This window comes from Kitasatospora hibisci (assembly GCF_043950205.1).
In the GTDB taxonomy this organism is placed as follows: domain Bacteria; phylum Actinomycetota; class Actinomycetes; order Streptomycetales; family Streptomycetaceae; genus Kitasatospora; species Kitasatospora hibisci.
Map to the genome: position 1 here is coordinate 7,484,601 of NZ_CP171642.1, position 17,315 is coordinate 7,501,915.

The 17,315-nt window shown below is 72.2% G+C and carries 15 protein-coding genes; 7 read left to right on the top strand and 8 right to left on the bottom strand.

The genetic code is table 11. The annotated features are described in order from the left end of the window. Position 1: 1 nt before the first annotated feature. Positions 2-1,315: a D-alanyl-D-alanine carboxypeptidase family protein gene (locus ACF9IK_RS32590; RefSeq protein ID WP_395297663.1), complete on the bottom strand. Its 1,314-nt coding sequence runs from the start codon at positions 1,313-1,315 to the stop codon at positions 2-4. Between the two features lie 274 nt (positions 1,316-1,589). Here ACF9IK_RS32590 and ACF9IK_RS32595 point away from each other — a divergent pair, with 274 nt between their 5' ends. Next, complete coding sequence (locus ACF9IK_RS32595) at positions 1,590-2,597, top strand: alpha/beta fold hydrolase (protein ID WP_395297664.1); 1,008 nt, start codon at positions 1,590-1,592, stop codon at positions 2,595-2,597. 72 nt (positions 2,598-2,669) lie between these two features. Here ACF9IK_RS32595 and ACF9IK_RS32600 read toward each other — a convergent pair whose 3' ends face one another. From ACF9IK_RS32600 to ACF9IK_RS32610, 3 genes are all read right to left on the bottom strand, one after another. Then, entirely contained in the window at positions 2,670-4,163 is a 1,494-nt protein-coding gene (locus tag ACF9IK_RS32600) for a VWA domain-containing protein (protein ID WP_395297665.1), read from the bottom strand. Beyond that, entirely contained in the window at positions 4,160-5,032 is an 873-nt protein-coding gene (locus ACF9IK_RS32605; RefSeq protein WP_395298742.1) for an AAA family ATPase, read from the bottom strand. The genes ACF9IK_RS32600 and ACF9IK_RS32605 overlap by 4 nt, the downstream gene beginning before the upstream one ends. A gap of 293 nt (positions 5,033-5,325) precedes the next feature. Beyond that, a complete protein-coding gene (locus tag ACF9IK_RS32610) occupies positions 5,326-5,997 on the bottom strand; it encodes a Tat pathway signal sequence domain protein (RefSeq protein ID WP_395297666.1) in 672 nt (223 codons plus the stop codon). Between the two features lie 372 nt (positions 5,998-6,369). Here ACF9IK_RS32610 and ACF9IK_RS32615 point away from each other — a divergent pair, with 372 nt between their 5' ends. From ACF9IK_RS32615 to ACF9IK_RS32625, 3 genes are all read left to right on the top strand, one after another. After that, on the top strand, positions 6,370-7,188 hold the full coding sequence (locus ACF9IK_RS32615; RefSeq protein ID WP_395297667.1) for a TetR/AcrR family transcriptional regulator: 819 nt from the start codon (positions 6,370-6,372) through the stop codon (positions 7,186-7,188). Between the two features lie 135 nt (positions 7,189-7,323). Further along, complete coding sequence (locus tag ACF9IK_RS32620; protein WP_395297668.1) at positions 7,324-7,971, top strand: DUF6230 family protein; 648 nt, start codon at positions 7,324-7,326, stop codon at positions 7,969-7,971. Between the two features lie 122 nt (positions 7,972-8,093). After that, positions 8,094-8,495 carry a DUF6114 domain-containing protein gene (locus tag ACF9IK_RS32625; RefSeq protein ID WP_395298743.1) on the top strand — a complete coding sequence of 134 codons (402 nt, stop codon included), beginning with the start codon at positions 8,094-8,096 and terminating at the stop codon, positions 8,493-8,495. 127 nt (positions 8,496-8,622) lie between these two features. Here ACF9IK_RS32625 and ACF9IK_RS32630 read toward each other — a convergent pair whose 3' ends face one another. The 4 genes from ACF9IK_RS32630 to ACF9IK_RS32645 all read right to left on the bottom strand — a co-directional run bounded on the left by ACF9IK_RS32630 (position 8,623) and on the right by ACF9IK_RS32645 (position 13,215). Further along, positions 8,623-8,862, bottom strand: a complete 240-nt coding sequence (locus ACF9IK_RS32630; protein ID WP_395297669.1) for a hypothetical protein — start codon at positions 8,860-8,862, stop codon at positions 8,623-8,625. A gap of 88 nt (positions 8,863-8,950) precedes the next feature. Next, positions 8,951-10,144: an ISAs1 family transposase gene (locus tag ACF9IK_RS32635; protein ID WP_395292209.1), complete on the bottom strand. Its 1,194-nt coding sequence runs from the start codon at positions 10,142-10,144 to the stop codon at positions 8,951-8,953. A 65-nt stretch (positions 10,145-10,209) separates the two neighbouring features. Beyond that, positions 10,210-11,760: a hypothetical protein gene (locus tag ACF9IK_RS32640; protein WP_395297670.1), complete on the bottom strand. Its 1,551-nt coding sequence runs from the start codon at positions 11,758-11,760 to the stop codon at positions 10,210-10,212. A 336-nt stretch (positions 11,761-12,096) separates the two neighbouring features. Continuing rightward, complete coding sequence (locus ACF9IK_RS32645; protein ID WP_395297671.1) at positions 12,097-13,215, bottom strand: NAD(P)-dependent alcohol dehydrogenase; 1,119 nt, start codon at positions 13,213-13,215, stop codon at positions 12,097-12,099. A 145-nt stretch (positions 13,216-13,360) separates the two neighbouring features. Between ACF9IK_RS32645 and ACF9IK_RS32650 the strand changes: the two genes are divergently transcribed. The 3 genes from ACF9IK_RS32650 (at position 13,361) to ACF9IK_RS32660 (ending at position 17,286) form a co-directional block, all read left to right on the top strand. Beyond that, positions 13,361-14,281, top strand: coding sequence for a helix-turn-helix domain-containing protein (locus tag ACF9IK_RS32650; protein ID WP_395297672.1), 921 nt, complete (start codon positions 13,361-13,363; stop codon positions 14,279-14,281). A 187-nt stretch (positions 14,282-14,468) separates the two neighbouring features. Then, positions 14,469-15,782 carry a globin domain-containing protein gene (locus ACF9IK_RS32655; RefSeq protein ID WP_395297673.1) on the top strand — a complete coding sequence of 438 codons (1,314 nt, stop codon included), beginning with the start codon at positions 14,469-14,471 and terminating at the stop codon, positions 15,780-15,782. 463 nt (positions 15,783-16,245) lie between these two features. Beyond that, positions 16,246-17,286, top strand: coding sequence for an alpha/beta hydrolase (locus tag ACF9IK_RS32660; RefSeq protein WP_395297674.1), 1,041 nt, complete (start codon positions 16,246-16,248; stop codon positions 17,284-17,286). The last annotated feature ends 29 nt before the right edge of the window (positions 17,287-17,315 follow it).

Here is a 17,315-nt window from a genome sequence, read left to right on the forward strand (position 1 = left end):
GTCACGGCCGGCGCAGCCGTCGGCGGGCCGAGTCGACCGTCCGGCGGACGACGCGGGCGGCGCGGACGGACCTGCGCCGGCGGCGCCCGCCCACGGCGGTCGAGCCGCCGAGCGCCGTGGCGCCCGTCCGGGTGTACGCGACCGGCGCGGGTAGCGCCTCGGCGGCCGCCACAGGGTCGGGGCGCCGGTGGATCAGCGACCGGCCGGCGGCCAGCAGCACCAGCGCGACGCCCAGCGCGACGGCCGTCCAGCCGCCCGGGCCGAGCGCGCGGTCGGCCTGCCGGATCGCCTGCGGCAGCACACCGGGGCCGGGCTCGGCCGACCCGGCCGCGGACGGATCGGCCAGCTCCTCCGCCAGGTGCCCGACCGGCTCGACCTTGCCGACCGCCGCGAACCCCCAGTCCAGCAGGCTCGCCGCCTCGTCGTACACCGTGGCCTGCGCCTCCGGGTGCATCACCGTCACCAGCAGCGTGCGGCCGTTGCGTTCGGCCGCACCGGTGAAGGTGGACCCGGCATTGGTGGTGTAGCCGTTCTTCACCCCGATCAACCCGGGGTACTTTCCGAGCAACCGGTCGGTGTTGGCGATGTCGAAGGAGGTCCGCCTCCCGGTCGTCTTGTCGACCCCGCCCGGGAAGCGGGCGGTCCGCGTGGAGCAGTACGCGCGGAAGTCGGCGTTGCGCAGCCCGGCCCGGGCGAACAGCGTCAGGTCGTACGCCGAGGAGACCTGGCCGTCCATGTCGTAGCCGTCCGGAGAGACCACGTGGGTGTCCCGGGCCTGCAGGGAGGCCGCACGGGCCTGCATCTGGGCCACGGTCTGCGGTAGGCCGCCGTTCATGTGGGCCAGCACGTGGACGGCGTCGTTGCCGGAGCTGAGGAAGACGCCCCGCCAGAGGTCCTCCACCCGGTACGGCAGGTTCTCCTTGATGCCGACCAGGCTGCTGCCGGAGCCCAGGTTGGAAAGCTCGGCCGGTGCCACCCGGTGCTCCAGCGAGCGGTCGAACTTGGGCAGCACGGTGTCCGCGAACAGCATCTTCAGCGTGCTGGCCGGCGGCAGCGGCAGATGGGCGTTCTGCGCCGCCAGCACCTCGCCGGTGGCCGCGTCAGCGACCAGCCAGGAGCGCCCGGTCAGCGCCGACGGCAGGGCGGGTGCGCCGGCCAGCGGCGCCACCTGGACGGCGGAGCGGCCCAGCCGCTCCCCGCCGACCACGCCGACCGCGTCCTGCGCGGTGGCCGTCGGCGCTCCGGAGACGAGGACCAGCGCGGCGACGGCCGAGGCCGCCGCGGGCCTCCTGACGTGGTGTGACCTCTGCTGCACACCGCGAACGTACCCGCACGGCCGCCGCCCCGCCCCGCCCGCTGCTCCGTCCGGGCGCCGCGGCCCCGCAGGCGCAGCCCCGGAGGCCGGCGCGGACCGGATCGGCCGCCGGCTCCAGGGCTGAGGGCGCTTCAGGCCGGGCCGCGCGGGGCGGGCGCTTTCGGGCCGGTTCGGGGTTCTCCGCCCGGCCGGTTGGGCAGGACGGATAGCGAACGGTCGGACGGATTCCGGACCGTGACGACATGACGCGACCTGAGGAGCAGGAGTGGGAAACGTGACCAGGCACACCGACAGTGCCTACGGCGACATCCAGCACCGCGAGATCGAAGTGAACGGCGTCCGGCTGCACCTCGCCGACCAGGGCGAGGGCCCGCTGGTCCTGCTGCTGCACGGCTTCCCGGAGAGCTGGTACTCCTGGCGCCACCAGTTCGCCCCGCTCGTCGCCGCCGGCTACCGGGTGGTCGCCCCCGACCAGCGCGGCTACGCCCGCAGCGAGCAGCCGCCGGCCGTGGACGCCTACACCATCCTCCACCTGGTCGGCGACGTCGCCGGTCTGATCGCCGCGCTCGGCGGCGGTGAGCCGGCCGTGGTGGTCGGCCACGACTGGGGCGCGCCCGTCGCCTGGGCCGCCGCCGCGCTCCGGCCCGACCTGGTGCGCGGCGTAGCGGGCCTCAGCGTGCCGCCGCTGCCGGTCACCGGACTGCCGCCGCTGGCGCAGACCCGGGAGCGGTTCGGCGACGGCTTCTACCAGAACTACTTCCAGCGGCCCGGTGTCGCCGACGCCGAGCTCGCCCAGGACCCTCGCTCGACCTTCCGCCGCATCCTGTTCAGCGGATCCGGCGACCGGCCGGGGGCCGAGCGTCCCGCCGCCTGGGTCGTCCCCGAGGGCCGGACCCTGCTGGACACCGTGCCCGACCCGGAGAAGCTGCCGCACTGGCTCACCGAGGACGACGTCGAGGCCTTCGTCGCCGACTACGCCGGACACGGCGAGCACGCCTTCACCGGCCCGCTCAACTGGTACCGGAACATCGACCGCAACAACGAGCTGGGTGCCGCCTTCGCCGGGCGGGCCATCGAGGTGCCCGCACTGTACGTGGCGGGGGACCGGGACATGGTGACGGCCCTGGTCGGCCCGGACGCCACGGCGTCTCTGCTCGACGGCCTCACGCCCGAGCTGTACCGGCACGTCACGCTGGCCGGGGCGGGTCACTGGACGCAGCAGGAGCGCCCGGCCGAGGTCAACGCCGCACTGCTGGACTTCCTGCAGCACCTGGACGGCTGAACCGGCCCGTGGTCGCCGACTTGCCCGACACGGTCGCCCGGCCGTGGTTCTGGCGTGCCGTCTGGTCGGGCGTCAGAGCGGCAGCAGCCGGGCGATCAGCTCGCCGAGCCGGCGGGCGTTGCGGCAGGAGTGCATCTCCACCACCTCCGCGTAGACGGGCGCCGCGGAGTCCCCGGTGCCCCAGAGCGCGGGTTGCTCCGGGTTGAGCCAGTACACCCGCCGCGCCCGGGCGGCGATCCGGCGCAGCGCGGCCGGCTGCGGGTCGCGCCGGTTGTTCCGCGCGTCCCCGAGGATCAGCACGCTGGTGCGCGGCCCGACCGCGTCCAGGTGGTGTTCGGCGAACTCGGCCAGCGCCGAGCCGTAGTCGCTGTTGCCGTGGTATCCCATCACCTCGGTCTCGGTGAGGATCCGCCGGGCCAGCGAGGTCGGGTCGGTGCCGCCCACGGTCAGCAGGCCGGTCACCTCGGCGGTGCGGTTGACGAAGGCGAACACCCGGACCTTGCTGAACTGCTCCCGCATCGCCTGGACCAGCAGCATGGTGAAGTCGGCGAACCCGGCCACCGATCCGGAGACGTCGCAGAGCAGGACGATCTCCGGCCGGGCGGGCCGGCGGACCCGGTAGGCCGGGCGCAGCGGCACTCCACCGGTGGAGAGCGAGCGCCGCAGCGTCCGGCGCAGGTCGATCTGCCCCCGGGCCGCCCGGCGGCGCTGCGCGGCCAGCCGGGTGGCCAGCTTCCGGGCCAACGGGTGCACGGTGCGCCGGAGTTCTGCGAGCTGGTCGCGGCCGGCGGTCAGGAAGTCGATCCGGTCGACGGTGGGCGCGACCGCTCGCTCGGCGATCCGCTCCGGGCCGCGCAGCTCGGCCACGCGGCGCCGGGCCTCGGTGCCGACCATGGCCCGGAAGCCCTGGATCCGGCGGCGGATCTCGTCGGCGAGCACGCGGTCGGCCACGTCGGTCGCGTCGGCCGCCGCGCTCGGGACGTCCGCGGCCGGGCCCGCGCGCAGTGCCGCCAGGACGCGGGCCAGCAGGGTTTCGGGCGCGAGCCGGCCGAGCGTCTGGTAGGCGGACCAGCCGTCCGTGCCCGGGGTGGCGCCGCCGTTGTAGCGGCCGAACGCGGCGACCGCCTCGCCCGCGAGCCGAGCCTGCGCGGCCCGGTCGTCGGCGGCCAGCGCGGCGGCGAGGCGCTCGCGCAGCCGCTCGCGCAGCTCCTCGGGTGCGGCGTCGCCGACGGGGTCGCCCGGGGCGTCGGGGGACGGCCGCTCGGAGTCGGCCGCGGCCCCGGCCCGGGCGGCCGCCGGCGCGCCGACGCCGAGCGGGAAGAAGAGGTCGAACGTGGCGTCGTAGGCGCCGCGCTGGCCCTCGGAACGCAGCAGCGCGGCGGCCAGGCCGGCCCGCAGCTGCTCCCGGTCGGCCAGGCCGAGGACGTCGACCACGGCGGCCGCGTCCACCGTCTCGGCCGGACCGATCCGCAGGCCGTGGCCGCGCAGCGCGCGTACCAGCCCGGTCAGCCGGACGGCGACGTCGGCGCCGTCGCTGGTGGTCGTGCTCTCGGCGGGGGCGGTCATGCGGGGGTGAGCTTCTGGGCGGCCTTCACCACGTCGTCCTGGTGCTTGAGGATCACGCCGAGGGTGTCGCGGACCACCGCCCCGTCCAGGGTGTCCGCGCCGAGCGCCAGCAGGGTGCGTGCCCAGTCGATGGTCTCCGCCACCGACGGTGCCTTGCGCAGTCCCATCGCCCGCAGCGCCCCGACCACCCGGACCAGCGACTCGGCCAGCACCGCGTCCAGGCCGGGGACCTTCAGCCGGACGATCCGGCGCTCCAACTCGGCGTCCGGGTAGTCGAGGTGGAGGAAGAGGCAGCGGCGGCGGAGCGCCTCGGAGAGCTCGCGGGTGGCGTTGGAGGTGAGCAGGACGAAGGGTCGCCGGGTCGCCGTGATGGTGCCCAACTCCGGGACGCTGACCTGGAAGTCGCTGAGCACCTCCAGCAGCAGCGCCTCCACCTCGACGTCGGCCTTGTCCATCTCGTCGATCAGCAGCACGGTCGGCTCGTCGCCGCGGATGGCGGTCAGCAGCGGCCGGGGGAGCAGGAACTCCTCGCCGAAGATGTCGGTACGGGCACGGTCCCAGCCCTCGTCCCGCCCGGCGGTGATGCGCAGCAACTGCTTGGCGTGGTTCCACTCGTAGAGCGCGCGGGCCTCGTCGATGCCCTCGTAGCACTGGAGACGCACCAGCCGGGCCCGGCCGATCTCGGCCAGGGCCTTCGCCAGCTCCGTCTTGCCGACCCCGGCCGGGCCCTCGACCAGCAGCGGCTTGCCCAGCCGGTCGGCGAGGAAGACGGTGGTGGCCACCGCGGTGGAAGCCAGGTAGCCGGTCTCGGCCAGCTTGGCGGCGGCGTCCGCCGCCGACTCGAAGAACCCCGTGCCCTCGCCGCGCATGCGCTCCACTCCCGTCGGTGTGCCCTGAGCCCGTGGCCGGGCACCCGGGCCCACGCACCCCGGGCCCCGCGCCGGGTGGCCTGTGACCCGCACCCTACCCGCCGGTCACTTCGCTGTCCCGGGCCGTCCGGGGTTGTTCCCGGGTTGCTCCGGCTCGGGCGCGGGCCGGGGCGCGCCGGGCGGTGTGCGGGCACCGGGGCGGCCGCACGCCGCCTGCTGCCCGCCGCAGCCGTGCGGCCGCCCGGCTGCGCTTCCGCGGCAGGACGGCCGCCGACCGTTCGGGCCCGGCGGTCTCAGTTGACGAACACGTGCGGGCTGCCCGCGACCGAGCTGTCGAGGACCGGCCCGTACGTCGCGGTGAAGTAGCCCGCCGCGAAGCAGAGGCTCGGGCCGGCGACCTTGTTGAAGGCCTGGGAGGCGAAGCCGATGGTCTGACCGGTGTTGGAGGTGGTGCCGGAGATGCTGCCGGGTGCGCGGTACACGCAGGTGATGGTGCCGAGGAGGGTCTTCAGCACCACCGTGGTCTGCAGCGGCCCGGCGGCGGTCGGGGCGAGCGTGACCGGGTTGCCGGCGGCGTCGCTGACCGAGTTGGTGTACGGGAGGTTGTTGACCGTGATGCTCTGCACCGCGGTGACGCCGATGACGTTGGCGGTGCAGGAACCGAAGGTCTGGGTGTCCAGCTGTTCGGTGGCCACGCCCGGTGCGGCCGGGTTGCCGGTGACGGTGGCGGAGAAGGAGGACGTGGCGCACTTGATGCCGCTCGTCCCGGTCGCGCTGGAGTAGAAGGTGGCGTAGGAGCCGGCGACCAGGTCGGCGGTCAGGACGTCCCCGACGGCGACGTCGGGCCCGCCGACGGCGGTGTGGGTCAGCACGGCCGAGCCGGCGGCCTGGGCCGGGGTGATCGCGACGGTGGTCAGGGCGGCGGCGGCCAGGGCCGCGACGCCGAGGGTGCGGCGGATGCGCATGAGGGTGCCTCTCTCCGTACGGAGCCGGTGGGGGAGCCCGCGGGCCGCACGGGGGTGCGCGGCGGTGTGGTGCGCGGGACGGTGCTGCGGGGTGTTGCCGTGCCGTGGTGCGGCGCGCGACGGCGCATGTGGGGGGGAAGGCGCGTCCGCTGCTGCGGCGGACCCGGCGCCACGGGCCCGCCCGTACGGCGAGTCGGTGCAGGGATTGCGTGGGTGCACGTCGACGGCTGCCACCGCCGGGCATGCGTTCGCCATACTGAACAGTCGGAACGCGTGAAGGCCTCCGGCGGCTCGACGCCGCCCGATTGGAAACCTGCGAGTGTTGTAAACCCGCCCTTGCGTCAATGTCAAGACAGAGCACGGGAGTTGGCGATGAGCTCGGATGCCGTTCCAGCCGCCGAGGCGCTGCTGCTGCCGGGTGCGCGCACCGGCCGCGACCCGGCCCGCTCGATCAAGCGCGGCCCGAGCCGGCTGCCGCCCGACGTGGTCGCCGCCACCCAGCGCGAGCGGCTGCTCGACGGGCTGGTCCACACCGTGGCCCAACAGGGCTACCAGCGCGCCACGGTGAGCGACATCTGCCGCGCGGCCGGCGTGACCAGGCCGGTCTTCTACGAGCTGTTCAGCGGGAAGGAGGACGCCTTCCTGGCCGCCCACCGGCACGGCACGGGGGTGGTGATCCGGCGGATGGCGGCCGCGTTCGCCGCGGCGCCGGACTGGTGCACCGGGATCCGCGAGTCACTGCGCGCGCTGCTCAACCTGCTCGCGGGAGTCCCGGCGTTCGCGACCATGGCGGTGATCGAGATCGAGGCCGTCGGCCCGTCCGGGCGTCGGGAGATCGCCCAACTCCTCACCCGCTTCCGGGCGTTCTTCGCGGAGGTGCCCGAACCGCCGGGCGGGGTACGGGCGGAGGCGTTGGTGGACGCGGTCGTGGGCGGCGTCTACCGGACCCTGCACCGCGCGATCGACGCCGGGCGGACGGATCAACTGCCGGATCTGCTCACGACGTTGAGCCTGTTCTGCCTGGCACCCTTCCTCGGGCCGGCGGAAGCCCACCGGCGGCTCGCGGCGGTGCCCGCGGCGCCGCTGGCTTCAGCGGCCTCGCCTGCTCCGCCGCAGGTCACGGCCTCCGGTCCGGATGCGGACGATGATCCTTCGTGCACCCGTATTGACCCGCCGGATACCGGGCAGTAGCTTCCCAGTGACCCACTGCGGTCCGACCGGCCCGCCCCGCTGCCGAGAGGCGGGCCACCGGTCGGGCCGCAGAACGCTGTCCGCGCCAGGGCAACGTGCCAGTGCCTGCACTTCCCACCACCCGAGGGAGCACACATGGCCACGTCCGAGGACGCCGCCCCCACACCCGAGAGCACCGACGCACCCGTCGCGAGAAGAGGCCGGGTCCGGCTGCGGCGCACCGCGCTGATGGCCGTCCCCGCCGTCGCGGTCGGGGCGGTCCTGATGACCCTCACGGCACAGGGCGTGCTCGCAGCCCAGTTCGCCATCTCCGGCATGCCGTTCACCGTCACCGCCGACAACCTGGAGGGCGTCGGCTTCGAGCAGTTCGGCAGCCTGGACCACATGATCGAGGACAGCCCGAACCAGGGCGACACCGGCGGGCAGGTCCTGGTCGCCGTCTCCGCGATCAAGCAGGCCTCGCTCACCAAGCTGTGCCAGAGCGTCGACCTCGGCGGCATCAACCTGCTGATCAAGGCCGGCGATGCGGGTACCCCCGTCACGGCCACCGACCTCACCACCGACTCGGACCTGCTCTCCGGCGACGCGTCGTTCACCAACCTGGATATCGGCGGCGACGCCAGCACGTTCACCAAGGCCGGCGTGAAGGGCCTGCCGGGCGTGTTCGGGCAGCAGGCCGACACCGTCAACATCCGCAACCTGCGCCAGCACAACTACGCCACCACCGCGGGGGCGTTCAAGCTGCCCAACCTGCGGCTGAGCTTCAGCTCGGAGGGCTGCTGACGGTGGCCGACCCCGTACCCGACGCGGCCGGTCCGGCCGGGAAGGGCGCCACCGCGGACAGCGCGGCCGCCGAGGTCTCCGCCGCCGAGGCCGCGCCGACCGGGCAGCCCGAGGCCGCGCCGGTGGCCCGGGCCCGCCCCGGTTGGCGCGGCTGGCGGGGCCGGCGCCCGTTCTGGGGCGGCCTGCTGGTGCTGCTCGGCGGCGCGGAGATCCTCTTCACCCTGCGGGCCCCGCTGCCCGTCGTCCTGCACATCGGGATGCAGGGGCTGGCCGGCTACCTGGTGCCGGTCGTGATGGTGATCTGCGGCGTGCTGATCCTGGTCAACCCCGCCCAGCGGCTCTTCTACTCGATCCTCGCCGTGCTCAGCTCGCTGGCCAGCTGGATCACCTCCAACCTGGGCGGCTTCCTGATCGGCATGATCATCGGAGTGCTGGGCGCCTGCCTCACCTTCGGATGGCTCCCCGACCAGCCCGCGCGCCGGCGCCGCATCCGCCGCAAGACCCCCGGACCGGCCCAAGCCTGACCCCGGTCCGGCCCCACCACGACGCCCCGCCCCCGGCGATAGGAGAGCACCGGAGGCGGGGCGTCGTGGGAACCGCTGGACAGGGAAGGCCGTGTGCGTGCACTCCGAGTGGCACGCCATCAGCGACTCATAGGAGTCTGGGTGAGAAGAGTAGGTGGAACTGTGCCGAGACCTGCGTGTGTGCCTGGTGCATTGTGTCGATGGCGATGCGGTTCTGGAAGTAGGCAATGACCGTGGTGATCCACAATCCGGCCAGGGTCGCCATGAGGAGGTATTGCTTGTTTCGCTTGACCCGCATGCCAAGAGTCGATGATTCGCGGGCCAGCGCGAGGGATGCCGCTACCGTGACCGGCAGGAGGATGGCCACGACGTCTGCTCCGTTGAGCCTTTGCTCAGGGTCGTAGTGCCACCAGAGGAAGCCCCAGGCGAAGTGGATAAGCAGGGCATGAGCTTTCTCAGGTTGTGGGCTTGATCAGGTCGAGTGCGTGGTCGGGGCGTGACCTGTAGTGATCGACTGCCGCGGCGTGGTTGTGCCAGCCGGCGAGCTCGGCGAGCGCGAGGGCGGTGTTGCGCAGACCGGCCATGATGCGGGGTGCGCTGCCGGTGCGGATCTTGGAGGCGTCCTCGCGGAGGGTGACGTCGCGCAGGTGGTGCAGGGCCTCGACGCCCCAGTGTTCGCGTACGTGTTCGGCGAGGTGGGCGGCCGTGGCCTCGTGCATCGTCAGGTCGGTGAGCGCGTAGATGCGTTCGACGGTGAGTTTGCCGGTGCTCAGGACGCGACGGCGGCGCACGATCTGCAGGACCTGGTCGGCGTGGGGGAAGGGAAGGTCGGGGACGGTGGCGGCCTTCAGGCGGCGGATCTCGTCGCGGCCGTGAGCGATGGCGCGGGTCTTGTCCATGAGCGGGACCTCACTCCAGGGGAGCTTCTTCAACTGGGCGTGCAGGGTGGGGTGGTTGCCCTTGATCAGGGCGATGTAGTGCGCGTTCTTCTCCTCGACCAGGAAGCGGGCGTGGTCGTGCTGGGTGAGCAGGGCATCGAAGGTGACGACCTTGTCCGCCAGGTCGAGGGGTCCGAGGAGCGGGCGGAACGCGGTGATCTCGTTGCTCTTGGAGTCGACCTGCCGCTGGGCGATGACGGCGCGGGTGCCGTGGATCGACGCGGCGAGCAGGTGGACGGCCCGGCGCTCGCGGGTTCGCGAGCCGCGCAAGGTCTTGCCGTCGACCGAGACCGCGTCCCGTTTGACCGGTGCGTCTGCCGGGACTGGGCCGGTGAGTGGGTCGGTGTGCTGCAGTTGCAGCCAGGCGCCCAGTGCCGCGTCGAGCGCGTCGCCGTCGAGGCGGGCGAGGAGGCGGGCCAGTGTGCTGGTGCGCGGGATGCCGCGGACCAGGCCGATGCGCTCGCGCAGCACCGGGTCGAGGCCGGCGGCGAAGCGGACGATGGCGGCCCAGGTGGACGCCCCGGCCATTACCGCGGTGGCGCACAGCACGAGCAGGGCGCCCAGTCGGTAGCGGCGCCCCCGCGTGCGGCGCGGGTCCGGCAGGCGGTCCAGGACCTCGGCCAGGGTGATCAGGCGCTCGGCGTCGCCGGTCAGATCGCCCGGCATGTGGTCCTGGTGGCGGGTGACGGTGGAGATCAGGGAGGATGGCATGCAGACGCGGCTTCGGTTGTGATCAACGGCTTCGACACCTTGATCATCCGGAGCCGCGTCCCGTTTCACCACACCGGCGAAGCGGACAACCCTCCCACTTCGTCACAACTGTGACGTCTCGTCACCCGAGAACGCTCGCGCCCTGAGTGGATAAGCAGGATGAGAGCAGAGAGCGTTGCGCCGGTTACGCCCAGCGTGGCCAGGGATCGAGCCCAGATCTGACGCAGGTGGAGCTCGATCCAGATCTGGTCGACACGCTTTTTCGTGTCGTATCGCGAGTAGGATTCGCCCTCCTTCTGCTCGTCGTCAGGTGATCCGGAGACTTTCGGACACAAAGGCTTCCAGAGGTCGTTCCGAGCTTGGCACTTCTTCGGTCTGAGCTGGACGTGCTGGTCGGGAATGGTGATGTGCAGATGATTTGATGCAGCGTCTGCGAATGAGACGTGGTAGTGAGCTACTGAGCGCTTCTTCTGAATCCACTCGGAGAAGGCGGAGTGACCCTCAGGGGAGCAGAAGTCCATCATCCGCCGATCCTTAACTGATATCTCGAACGACCTGTCGACCGGAATCCTGCACTTGGCGACGGCCTCCCAGCGGCGGCCGTACGAGGCGTAGGTGGAGACGAGCTTGTAGGCCGGGCTCTGAAGATCACGGGGGTCGGCTTGAAATCTTCCTTGAGCGTAGAGTAAAAGGTCTCGAAGGTCCAGAAGGGCTGCGGTTATCTGGTCATCCTGGAGGTCTGGAATCCTTCGGCACAGTTTGGGGATGGCGAGAAGGGGATTCTCTGGGGCGCTTCGAGCGTTCTCGGTGACGTGCTGGCGCACCACGAGGTCGCGAATCGTTTCAGACACCTTTCGCCACCGCGCATATGTGGCGACATCGATCTTCTTGTGGTCATCCTGCCTGAGCTGGATGTATTCGTAGACGGGGTCGTAGTCCTCGATGGTTCCCTTGAAGAACCTTATGAGCCGAGACCTGAGGCGCCGATGCCTTCGTTCGAAGTCCGTCCACGTGCTTGAAGAGAAGCTGAAGATGCAAGACAGTAGGCGAAGCAGCAACTCGCTGATGTTGATGTCGCACTCCGCGCGTTTGGATAGGTGTGCGAAGTAGCGGGCCTGGAGATCTCCATTGATGTCCCGCGGGAGTCTTTGGGAGGTGCGCCCATCAACCTTGATCTCAAAGGCGAGGAGTGGCGTCCTCGGGAGCGATGCGATAGGCAGGAGGAGCTCTGCAAAGCGTCCGTCCGGAGGTGTTACGATATTCTTTGGATCGGAAACCGTAAGGCTCTTGACAAGGTTCCCAATCTCGATTGCCTCGGGCTTTATATATCCCTCTTCGTTGGAAGATGAGCGCACTTCGGCAAACGATCGAACGTCGATTGTGCGTTCCCGGTCAGACAGGATTTCACTAGTGATTGCGATCTGCTCCACCGCGCGCTCGCGCCATATCTGCGGGTTATCGAGCAGATGAAACAAGAGATCCTCGGCCCGCTCTTCCAGTTGTGTATCGGTGAATCCAAGCAGGGTTAACGGAGTGGCCTCATCGGGAGGTGTTGTGCGCTGCGGCGGGAGTCGCTTGAGTTGGCGATCATGGATTCTTTGAATTGGTGCCGACATGGCGTACCGCCTCGATCCGAGAATTCAGACTCCCTCGATCTGCCGGTTCGGCGTGGAACTGTCGATGAGGAGTGGTAGGTGATGGTGGATGATGACCGGATCACGCACCGCAGCCTTGTCGGGTCGGGAATCCGGCCGGCGATGGGTGGACATCTCCTCCCTCCACCGTCCCACTGACGGGGAGGTTTTCACAGCCCTGTCCGGGAGCCGGATCCGTTCGCTGGCGTGCACGGACGAATGCGAAGCGCTACCGCACGCCGGAGAGCCGCGTCGGGGCCTTGGTGGGGCTCCGGCGCGGCCTGTGGCTGGGGGCGAGGGCGCCTGATGCGGTGCAGGTCAGATGGTGGCGGTGTCGATGACGAAGCGGTAGCGGACGTCGCTGGTGAGGACGCGGGCGTAGGCGTCGTTGATCTGGTCGGCGCTGATCAGTTCGATCTCGGCGCCGATTCCGTGGGCCGCGCAGAAGTCCAGCATCTCCTGGGTCTCCGGCAGGCCGCCGATCATCGAGCCGGAGACGGACCTGCGGCCGATCAGCAGGGTGTGGGCGTTGATGCTGACCGGCCTCTCCGGTGCGCCCACCTGGACCAGGGTGCCGTCGGTCCTCAGCAGGCCGAGGTAGGCGCTGAGGTCGAGATCGGCGGAGACGGTGTTGACGATCAGGTCGAAGGTGCCGGCCAGCTCGGTGAAGGTGGCCGGGTCGGAGGTCGCGCGGTAGTGGTCCGCGCCGAGCCTCAGGCCGTCCTCGCGCTTGCGCAGGGACTGGCTGAGCACGGTGACCTCGGCGCCCATGGCGTGCGCGATCTTCACGCCCATGTGCCCGAGCCCGCCGAGGCCGACGACGGCGACCTTCTTGCCCGGCGCGGCGCCCCAGTGGTTGAGCGGCGAGTAGAGGGTGATGCCGGCGCAGAGCAGCGGCGCGGCGACGTCCAGCGGCAGCGCGTCGGGGATGCGCAGCGCGTACCCCTCGTCCACGACCAGTTGGGTGGAGTAGCCGCCGTAGGTCGGCTCGCCGTCGTGGCCGACGCCGTTGTAGGTGTAGACCGCGCCCGGGGTGCCGGTGCAGTACTGCTGCAGGCCGGCCAGGCAGTTGGCGCACTCGCGGCAGGAGTCGACGAAGCACCCGACCCCGACGCGGTCGCCGACGGTCCAGCGGGTCACCCCGGGACCGACCTCGGCGACCACGCCGGCGATCTCGTGGCCCGGGACCATCGGGAAGATGCCGTCGCCCCAGTCCTCGGCGACCTGGTGGATGTCGGAGTGGCAGATGCCTGCGAAGCGGATGTCGATCAGGATGTCGTGCTCGCCCAGCGCCCGGCGCGGGACGGTGGTCCGCTCCAGCGGGGCCTTCGGGGCCGGGGCGGCGTACGCGGCGACCGTGCGCGGCCCGGCCCCGGCCGCAGGGTCGGCACTGCGCGCGGCGGTGGTGGTGTTCGCGGTGTCGATCGTGTTCGTCATGTTCTTCAGCCTGCGCCGACGCGACAGGGGCAACCAGGTCAGCGGTTGTCGTACGACGGCCCCGCGTACGACCGCGGAACCTACGCGCGGGCAGCGTACGACCGGCCAGCGTACGACTGGCAGGCTCACCCTCATACTGGGCCGCATGGACCCGCGCACCGAACTCAGCGAATTCCTCCGCTCCCGCCGGGCCAGGCTGCGGCCGGAGGACGTCGGTCTGCCGGACTACGGCACCCGCCGGCGGGTGCCCGGACTGCGCCGCGAGGAGCTGGCGCAGCTGGCCGGCGTGAGCACGGCGTACTACATCAGGCTCGAACAGGGCCACGGCGAGAACGTCTCCACGGCCGTGCTGGACTCGATCGCGCGTGCCCTGCGGCTCACCCCCGCCGAGCGCGAGCACCTGCAGCGGCTCACCAAGCCGCCCCGCCGCCGGAGCGGACGCGCCGTGGCGGCCCGCCCCCAGCAGGTGCGGCCCGCCCTGCAGCAGTTGCTCGACGCGATGGAGGGCGTCCCCGCGTACGCGCTCGGACGGCGGCTGGACATCGTCGCCTGGAACCGGCTCGGCAACGCGCTCCTCGGTGACTTCTCCGCGATGCCGACGGAGCAGCGGAACATGGCCTGGCACGTCTTCCTCGACCCGGCGGCGCGCGAGCTGTACGACGACTGGGAGGGCAAGGCCACGGATGTGGTGGGAATCCTGCGGCTGGAGGCCGGCCGGGACCTCGACGATCCCCGGCTGGCCTCGTTGATCGGTGAACTCTCCCTGAAGAGCGCTGACTTCCGTCGGCTCTGGGCCGCGCACGACATCCGGGACAAGGGCCACGGCACCAAGGACCTGCACCACCCCGTGGTCGGCCGGCTGACCCTGCGCTACGAGACGCTGCGGCCGGCCGGCGATCCGGACCAGGTGCTGGTCACCTACCACGCCGAGCCCGGCTCGCCCTCGGCCGAGTCGCTGCGACTGCTGGCCAGTTGGGCCGCGACCGGGCCGGCCGAGGGTGTGGGATCCGACACGCCGACCGCCCCCGCCGAGGGCCGGGAGTCCTCGGCGGATCGGCCCCGTTAGTCCGGTGGTCCCGGGCCGGTCGGGACCACCGGCCCTGTCCGGAGCCCTCCGCCGGGACGTTCACTGGAACTGCGCACCGTCCGGGCCCCGCCCTGCCCGAAACCGGCCCGGTGCGCCGACCGGGCCGGCCCGCAAGGTGAACTGGGCATGTCCACAATGCATCTGACGGATGATTAGGCTGTTGGTCATGGAGATCAGCAGCAGCGCCGCATCCACCGAGTACGACCGGTTGATCGCGCGCCACCACGCCATGCGCCTTCGCCGGCAGATCCTCGCGCCGGCACCCGCGTTCCCGGCGCCCGCCGACCCGGGGCCGGCGGGCGGACGCGGTGGCGCGCCGGCCCGCACCGGTGAGCTCTACGACGGTGCGGCCGACCAGCGGCTGATCCTGCGCGCCCTCGGCCTGGTCACCCCGTTCGCGGATCTGATCGACCACCTCTACCGGTTCATGTTCCTGCGCCGCCCCTACCTGCGCTCGCTCTTCCCTGCCTCCATGGAGTTCCAACAGGCCCACCTGGAACGGATGTTCACCTATCTCGTCGAGCACCTCGACCGGCCCGCCGAACTCGCCGACACCCTCGGCCGACTCGGCCGCGACCACCGCAAGCTCGGCGTCCGGCCGGTCCACTACGAGGCTTTCGAGGAGGCGCTCTGCGCGGCGATCCGGCACCGGGCCGGCTCGCAGTGGAACGAGGAGCTGGAGGCGGCGTGGGTGCGGATGCTGCGCTTCGCCGTCGAGGCGATGGTCGCCGGCGCCGAGTCGGCGCTCACCGAACCGCCGTACTGGCACGCCGTGGTGGTCGGCCACGAGCGTCGCCGCCCGGACGTCGCCGTGCTGCGGGTGCGCACCGGCGAGCCCTATCCCTACCGGGCCGGCCAGTACGGGACCGTCGAGCACCCGCTGCTGCCGCACACCTGGCGGCAGTACTCGATGGGCTGCGCGCCCCGCGCGGACAACGAGGTGGAGTTCCACGTCCGCCGCACCGGGCCGGGCGGGGTGAGCGAGGCGCTCGTCGAGCGCACCGCGGTCGGGGACCGGCTGCGGCTCGGCCCGCCGCGAGGCTCCCTGATGCCCGCGGACGACACCAGGGACCTGCTCCTGGTCGCCGGTGGCACCGGACTGGCGCCGATGAAGGCGATCGTGGAGGAGCTGGCCGAGCACCGCCCGCGCGGGCGGCGGGTCCACCTCTTCGTCGGTGCCCGGGACCGGGCCGACCTCTACGACTGGCCGGCGCTGTCCGAACTCGGTGGGCGCAAGCCCTGGTTGGAGCTGATCCCGGTCGCCGACGACGGCCCGGCGGGCGGTCCCGCGGGCAGCCCGGCGGCCGGCGCGGTCGGCGGACGCCGGCTGGCCGAGGCGATCGGGATCAGGGGCGACTGGAGCGACCACCTGGCCTGCGTCAGCGGCCCGGCCGGGATGGTGGACGAGGTCCGCAGCTGCCTGGTGGCCGCCGGCCTGCCGTCCGCCCGGGTCCACCACGACCCGGTGCTCGGCCGCTGAGCCGGGGCGGCGGGGCGGCGGGGCTTCAGCTCGGAGGAGTGCAGCCCGGGCAGCAGCAGGTGGCGTCGACCGGGGTCCCGTGGCAGGCGTGCGCCGCCGCGCCGGAACAGGTGTTCCAGCCGAAGCGGTGCGGCTGGCCGCCCGGCTCCGGCCGCCGGCGGGATCGAGAACCCGTCCGCAGGTCCGCGACCCCGGAGGGTGTCGACGGTGACCGGCGTGTCCGGTCGCCGCGCCGACCGGACGAACCCCGCGACGTGCGCCGACCGTTCCGGCGGCGGCGCACAGCAGGCGCACGGCGGGTGGGGGAGCGGGCGGGGCGACCCCGCGGCCGACCGGGCGGCCGGTACCGCGGAGCGGGCTACCGGCCGGTATCGTCGGTCCAGCAGGAGCGCCGCTCCCGGACCGGCCGGTCCGGCGCCGGCGCGTCGGGGCAGTGTGAGCAGAGAGCCGGGTGCGGGCAGGCATGGAATTCCGAGAAGACGTCCTGGGCGCTCCCTACGAGGCCGCCGAGCTCCCGCTCGCGGCCGACGCGGAGGGCACGGTCAGCGCCACCCTGGTGCGGCGACTGGTGAAGGGCTCGGACCGCGCCGTGCTCTACGTGCACGGCTACAACGACTACTTCTTCCAGACCCACCTCGCCGACCACTACGTCGAGCTCGGCTACTCCTTCTACGCCCTCGACCTGCGTAAGTACGGCCGGTCGCTGCGCCCGCACCACTCGCCGAACTTCGTCCGCGACCTCTCCGAGTACGACGAGGAGCTGGACGCCGCCGTCCGCATCATCCGTGAGGAGGACGGCCACCGCCAGCTGCTGCTCAACGGCCACTCCACCGGCGGTCTGGTCGGCGCCCTGTGGGCCGGCCGCCGGGCCGGCCGCGGGCTGGTCGACGCACTGTTCCTCAACAGCCCGTTCCTCGCGCTGCCGACCGCCCCCGCGGTGCGCACCGTCGGCGGGCCCGCGGTCTCCGCGATCGCGCGGATCTCCCCGACCCGTGTGCTGCCCTCCTCGCTCAACCCCCACTACACCCACAGCCTGCACCGCGACCACCGCGGCGAGTGGGACTTCGACCTGCGCCTCAAGCCCGCCGAGGGCTTCCCGCTGTTCGCGGGCTGGCTGGCGGCGATCAACCGGGGTCAGCGCGAAGTCCGGGCCGGGCTCGGCATCGACGTACCGGTCCTGCTGATGGCGTCCACCGCCTCGATCGCCACCACCAAGTGGCACGCCGCGCTGCACCACGCCGACGGGGTGCTGCGCGCCGACGACATCGCCGCCCTGGGGCCGCGCCTGGGCCGGCACGTCACCGTCATCCGGATCAAGGGCGGCATGCACGACCTCGTCCTCTCCGGCGAGGCCGCCCGCACCCAGACCTTCACCGAGCTGGACCGCTGGCTCGCCACCTACCTGCCCGCCCCGGAGGCTCCGGCCGACGGCGTGCAGGTCGGCGACGCTCGGGCCGACGGTCCCGCCGGCGACGCTCCGACGGCCGACCGGACCTCCGCGTGAGCGGTGCGGAGCGGCTGCCGGTCGCGCGC

Bases quoted from the DNA above. Each gene is read 5' to 3' on its own strand.
- ACF9IK_RS32600 (WP_395297665.1), bottom strand. From the start codon at position 4,163: ATGACCGCCCCCGCCGAGAGCACGACCACCAGCGACGGCGCCGACGTC.
- ACF9IK_RS32605 (WP_395298742.1), bottom strand. From the start codon at position 5,032: ATGCGCGGCGAGGGCACGGGGTTCTTCGAGTCGGCGGCGGACGCCGCC.
- ACF9IK_RS32610 (WP_395297666.1), bottom strand. From the start codon at position 5,997: ATGCGCATCCGCCGCACCCTCGGCGTCGCGGCCCTGGCCGCCGCCGCC.
- ACF9IK_RS32615 (WP_395297667.1), top strand. From the start codon at position 6,370: ATGAGCTCGGATGCCGTTCCAGCCGCCGAGGCGCTGCTGCTGCCGGGT.
- ACF9IK_RS32620 (WP_395297668.1), top strand. From the start codon at position 7,324: ATGGCCACGTCCGAGGACGCCGCCCCCACACCCGAGAGCACCGACGCA.
- ACF9IK_RS32635 (WP_395292209.1), bottom strand. From the start codon at position 10,144: ATGCCATCCTCCCTGATCTCCACCGTCACCCGCCACCAGGACCACATG.
- ACF9IK_RS32640 (WP_395297670.1), bottom strand. From the start codon at position 11,760: ATGTCGGCACCAATTCAAAGAATCCATGATCGCCAACTCAAGCGACTC.
- ACF9IK_RS32645 (WP_395297671.1), bottom strand. From the start codon at position 13,215: ATGACGAACACGATCGACACCGCGAACACCACCACCGCCGCGCGCAGT.
- ACF9IK_RS32650 (WP_395297672.1), top strand. From the start codon at position 13,361: ATGGACCCGCGCACCGAACTCAGCGAATTCCTCCGCTCCCGCCGGGCC.
- ACF9IK_RS32655 (WP_395297673.1), top strand. From the start codon at position 14,469: ATGGAGATCAGCAGCAGCGCCGCATCCACCGAGTACGACCGGTTGATC.
- ACF9IK_RS32660 (WP_395297674.1), top strand. From the start codon at position 16,246: ATGGAATTCCGAGAAGACGTCCTGGGCGCTCCCTACGAGGCCGCCGAG.